Origin of the sequence: Snodgrassella alvi (assembly GCF_002777425.1) — a bacterium.
Taxonomy (GTDB): Bacteria; Pseudomonadota; Gammaproteobacteria; order Burkholderiales; family Neisseriaceae; genus Snodgrassella; species Snodgrassella alvi_B.
Genome location: NZ_MDVC01000079.1, coordinates 1 through 4,281, shown reverse-complemented (window position 1 = coordinate 4,281; position 4,281 = coordinate 1). Strand labels below are relative to the sequence as shown.

The following is a 4,281-nucleotide window of genomic DNA, read 5'->3' as shown; positions in this document are numbered from 1 at the left end:
TCGTAAAAGCGCTACCTGCTCATTATCAAAAAATGGTATCACTTTATCATTGAGCATATCCGCAGCAACTAAACTGTTTTTCTCCGTATATACTTTAGCAAACGCCAGTCTTGAATAGGTATCAATAAACGTTTGTTGGTATATTTTCCCAATCCCTTTAATATGACCAACATAATATGTATCTTGTGCGCATAAGTATCCAGGATGCTGGGTCTCAATTTCACCCTGTGCCTCTCGCGCTGCTTTCGCTTTCTCTAAAGCCTGTAGCTGGCTTTCTGTTAACACAAGCCCTTCCTGAGCTACTTTTGTTTCCAGAGCGATCAGTCTTTTTTTGAAGCTTTCTAAATCGTGGCGTAACCAGATTGAACGTACACCACTGCCAGAGACCATTATTCCTTGCAGACGTAGCTGATTAGCAACCCGATGTTGGCCATAAGCAGGAAATTCATAAGCCATATTAACGACAGCCTGCTCAATATGAGGTTCTACGCGATTTTTCTCTATAGGTTTTTTGCGACTTATTTCCTGAAGAGCTAATTCTCCGCCCTGTTCATAGAGTTTTTTGAAGCGATAATAGCTGTCGCGACTATACCCCAAGACTTTACAGGCTTGCTGAACGTTACCTAACTGTTTAGCGAGTTCTAAAAGTCCTAATTTTGGTTTAATTATTTTTGCAGATTGATTCATTACTGACACTCCATTATTGGTTTAAAATACACTAAATGTCAGATTAAATAAAGACTACTACAGCTGCCGCCAACCTGCTGGACAGCAAATACAGAGAAGACTACAGCAATTACAACCTGATTCGCTGTAACCAGCTCCTGCATTTCAGAAGTCACCACTACCGCTACGACGAGCACGGCAGAACCCAAACCAAACAGACCATCGTTGCTACTCAGCACTATCACTACGACGCCGAACACCGCCTGAGCGAAGTACGCATCGAACAAACAGACCGCAGCCAGCGTTACGGCTATGTCTACGACGCCCTTGGCCGGCGTACCGAAAAACATCAGCTAGACAACGCAGGCAAACCCTACAACCGTACCCGCTTCCTGTGGGACGGCTTAAGAATGATTCAGGAAACCGGCCCGAATCATCCTACCAGCCTGTATATCTATACCGACCAGAACAGCTACGAACCACTGGCACGCATAGACACAGACGGCAACCATGAACAACATATCCGCTACTTCCACACCGACCTGAATGGCTGTCCAGAAGAGCTCACCGATGCAAACGGTAAAATACTGTGGGAATGCAGCTTTCAGTTATGGGGTAAGCGAATTCATGAAATCGAACACGAACCCATAGAGCAGAATCTCAGATATCAGGGACAATATTTAGACAGAGAAACCGGCTTACATTACAATACCTTCAGGTATTATGATCCGGATATAGGTCGCTTTACCCAGCCAGACCCGATAGGATTGCTGGGTGGCTTTAATCTGTATCAGTATGCGCCTAATGGGTTGACTTGGATTGATCCTTTAGGATGGAGTTGTGGATCTTCCAAAGGATTTAAACGTAGAAATAGTGTAACCACACGTTGGATAAATCGTTTGACTGGGAAAAAAGCTAGTGATGTTCATGATTATTTGATATCTAAAGGTTGGACTGTAACTAATCCACAATCTAAAAATCAGAATGCTATTCAACATATTGTTTATGTTAAAAAAACAAAATCTGGTGTAACATATAGATTGGATTATCATCCAGGCGGTTCTGCATCTCAACCTAATATACATGGTAATGATTATTGGAAAGTATATAAATCAACTGGCAAAGGCTCAGATGAGGTTTTAGGAAGAATCGGGTACGGGGAATTTAAAAACTATGATCGTATTAAAGACTCACCAGTTTATATTGATGGTAAGCTAATGAATGGACAATAATCATGATAGATTTCAATGCAGATATTATAAGTTATAAATCAATAGGTAATATTGAATTAGCTCATCACGTTGATTATTATCTAGATGAAATATACAGAAATTTTGTTGTTAAAATTAAAGAATATATGACAGCGTTTCCTTTTAGTGAAAAAATGTATGGATATTCTTTAAATAATGGTACGCTAATATTTTCCACTGATTCTGATGGTAAGATTATTTCCATCGGATGCAATCAGAATTACAAAGGCAAATATAAAAATAAATTATATGCAGGAATCACAATGAGAGAACTTACTTTATTAACAAACAGTCAACGGATACTTAATGGGACACTTATTGTTAATGAAGATTATGGTATGTCTTTTACGCTTCCATCACCATATGATGAAATAGCAGATTATATAGAACATATCCCATTGGACTTGAAATTAAATGAAATTTATATTTCTGATGAATCTTTTTGGGATCCAAAGAATAAATAATTTATAACTTAAATGAGAATAGACTTCATAACAATAGATCTTAAACTCAGCATTCACAAAAAGTTATTGCCAACCTACCCAACTACAGCAGCAACCACAACCTGATCCGCTATAACCAACTGCTGCATTTCAGAGGACACCGCTACCGCTACGACGAGCATGGCAGAATCTAAACCAAACAAACCATCGGCGCTACCCACGCCAACCTGTTAGACCACAGACGGCCAATAGAATTAGACCCTAGCAATCAGAATGTCATCCGCTGTAACCAGCTCCTGCATTTCAGAGAACACCACTACAGCTACGACGAGCACGGCCGAACCCAAACCAAACAGAGCATCGGCGCCACCCAGCACTACCACTACGACGCTGAACACCGCCTGAGCGAAGTACGCATCGAACAACTAAACCGCAGCCAGCGTTACGGCTACGTCTACGATGCCTTAGGCCGGCGTATCGAAAAGCATCAGATAGACCGCGACGGCAAACCTTACAACCGTACCCGCTTCCTGTGGGACGGCTTAAGAATGATTCAGGAAACCGGCCCGAATCACCCCACCAGCCTGTATATCTACACCGACCAGAACAGCTACGAACCACTGGCACGCATAGACACAGACGGCAACCATGAACAACATATCCGCTACTTCCACACCGACCTGAACGGCTGTCCGGAAGAGCTCACCGATGCAAACGGTAAAATACTGTGTGAATGTAGCTTTCAGCTCTGGGGGAAACGGATTCATGAAATCGAACACGAACCCATAGAGCAAAACCTCAGATATCAGGGACAATATTTAGACAGAGAAACCGGCTTACATTACAATACCTTCAGGTATTATGATCCGGATATAGGCCGCTTTACTCAGCCAGACCCGATAGGATTGCTGGGTGGCTTTAATCTGTATCAGTATGCGCCTAATGGGTTGACTTGGGTGGATCCGTGGGGGTTAATATGTAAAGCTCCAAATGGCTATAAAAAAGGTGATGTAGACATACATGGTAACTTATCTCCTAATGCAAATAGAGCTTTAGGCCATAGAAACACTAGATCTGATGCTTTCGTACAAAGCCATCATCCAATACAAGACGCTTGGGCTAAAAGAAATATAACTAGTTATCGAAGAAATGCTGCACCAGCGACATTATTACAATCTTCTTCTGGTTTACCACATGCTAACATTAGTCAAGCACAAAGAGCTAGAAGATCACTTAATGGAGGATGGAATACAACCTTAAAACAAGAATTCAACATAAGTTACAGGGAAATGCTTGACGCCGGTGTACCTAAAGCACAAGCAAAAAAAGCGTTAAATGATTCTTATAAATATTTCGATAGCATTAGAAATGCTAATATAAATAATCCTTTTTTTGACTTATAGAATATTAATTGAATGGTAAATTTTTTATGGAAAAGAAATCAATTATAGAAATATTGTATATTCTTGAAAAAGAAATGAATATCAAATTTCCAAGTTTATATGTACGATTTTTGTCAGAAGAGGTCCAAGATAAAGAGCCGTATGAATTAATCACTGAAAAAGAAGAATATATATACATATATAACATATATGACATTCAAGAAAGAAATGATGTATATAGTATACAAAACATTGAACCCAATTATTTTTTAATAGGTCAAGATGGTGATATAGGCTATTTTATATACGTCAAGAAAAATAATGAGTCTGATAATATATATAGTTTGGATTTAGGCGCTTTAGGTTCTTTAGAAATGAATAAAGAGGCAACTGATATTTATCACTTAGGGAAATATATCGAATGACATATTTGTAAACATGAATAATACTAACCGTATAATTTTTCTTATAGAATTGAGAATTACAACTGAAATATAGAATATAATGTCTTAAAAAATGATTATGGAGAAGTGCCTTAAT

8 protein-coding genes are annotated in these 4,281 nt (G+C 39.3%); 4 read left to right on the top strand and 4 right to left on the bottom strand.

The window, feature by feature from the left end:
* Both BGI33_RS07410 and BGI33_RS13455 read right to left on the bottom strand, forming a co-directional pair.
* Window positions 1-687 (bottom strand): helix-turn-helix domain-containing protein (locus tag BGI33_RS07410; protein WP_144235400.1); only part of this gene is annotated, 687 nt, incomplete at its 3' end.
* A gap of 38 nt (window positions 688-725) precedes the next feature.
* Window positions 726-1,016: a hypothetical protein gene (locus BGI33_RS13455; protein ID WP_218965166.1), complete on the bottom strand. Its 291-nt coding sequence runs from the start codon at window positions 1,014-1,016 to the stop codon at window positions 726-728.
* Window positions 1,017-1,076: 60 nt separating this feature from the next.
* Here BGI33_RS13455 and BGI33_RS07405 point away from each other — a divergent pair, with 60 nt between their 5' ends.
* Entirely contained in the window at window positions 1,077-1,898 is an 822-nt protein-coding gene (locus BGI33_RS07405; protein ID WP_218965165.1) for an RHS repeat-associated core domain-containing protein, read from the top strand.
* A gap of 2 nt (window positions 1,899-1,900) precedes the next feature.
* A complete protein-coding gene (locus BGI33_RS07400) occupies window positions 1,901-2,380 on the top strand; it encodes a hypothetical protein (protein ID WP_180297032.1) in 480 nt (159 codons plus the stop codon).
* A gap of 74 nt (window positions 2,381-2,454) precedes the next feature.
* Here BGI33_RS07400 and BGI33_RS13800 read toward each other — a convergent pair whose 3' ends face one another.
* A complete protein-coding gene (locus tag BGI33_RS13800; RefSeq protein WP_257379079.1) occupies window positions 2,455-2,580 on the bottom strand; it encodes a hypothetical protein in 126 nt (41 codons plus the stop codon).
* A gap of 33 nt (window positions 2,581-2,613) precedes the next feature.
* Window positions 2,614-2,784, bottom strand: coding sequence for a hypothetical protein (locus tag BGI33_RS13450; RefSeq protein WP_218965164.1), 171 nt, complete (start codon window positions 2,782-2,784; stop codon window positions 2,614-2,616).
* A gap of 123 nt (window positions 2,785-2,907) precedes the next feature.
* Here BGI33_RS13450 and BGI33_RS07395 point away from each other — a divergent pair, with 123 nt between their 5' ends.
* Together BGI33_RS07395 and BGI33_RS07390 are read left to right on the top strand one after the other, a co-directional pair.
* The gene (locus tag BGI33_RS07395; RefSeq protein ID WP_218965163.1) at window positions 2,908-3,762 is read left to right on the top strand and encodes an RHS repeat-associated core domain-containing protein; all 855 of its coding nucleotides are present in this window, start codon (window positions 2,908-2,910) and stop codon (window positions 3,760-3,762) included.
* A 26-nt stretch (window positions 3,763-3,788) separates the two neighbouring features.
* Window positions 3,789-4,166 carry an SMI1/KNR4 family protein gene (locus tag BGI33_RS07390; protein WP_100089918.1) on the top strand — a complete coding sequence of 126 codons (378 nt, stop codon included), beginning with the start codon at window positions 3,789-3,791 and terminating at the stop codon, window positions 4,164-4,166.
* Window positions 4,167-4,281 lie beyond the last annotated feature (115 nt).

Coding starts and splice junctions, on each gene's coding strand:
- BGI33_RS07395 (WP_218965163.1), top strand. CDS start 2,908: ATGATTCAGGAAACCGGCCCGAATCACCCCACCAGCCTGTATATCTAC.
- BGI33_RS07405 (WP_218965165.1), top strand. CDS start 1,077: ATGATTCAGGAAACCGGCCCGAATCATCCTACCAGCCTGTATATCTAT.
- BGI33_RS07400 (WP_180297032.1), top strand. CDS start 1,901: ATGATAGATTTCAATGCAGATATTATAAGTTATAAATCAATAGGTAAT.
- BGI33_RS13455 (WP_218965166.1), bottom strand. CDS start 1,016: ATGTTTTTCGGTACGCCGGCCAAGGGCGTCGTAGACATAGCCGTAACG.
- BGI33_RS07390 (WP_100089918.1), top strand. CDS start 3,789: ATGGAAAAGAAATCAATTATAGAAATATTGTATATTCTTGAAAAAGAA.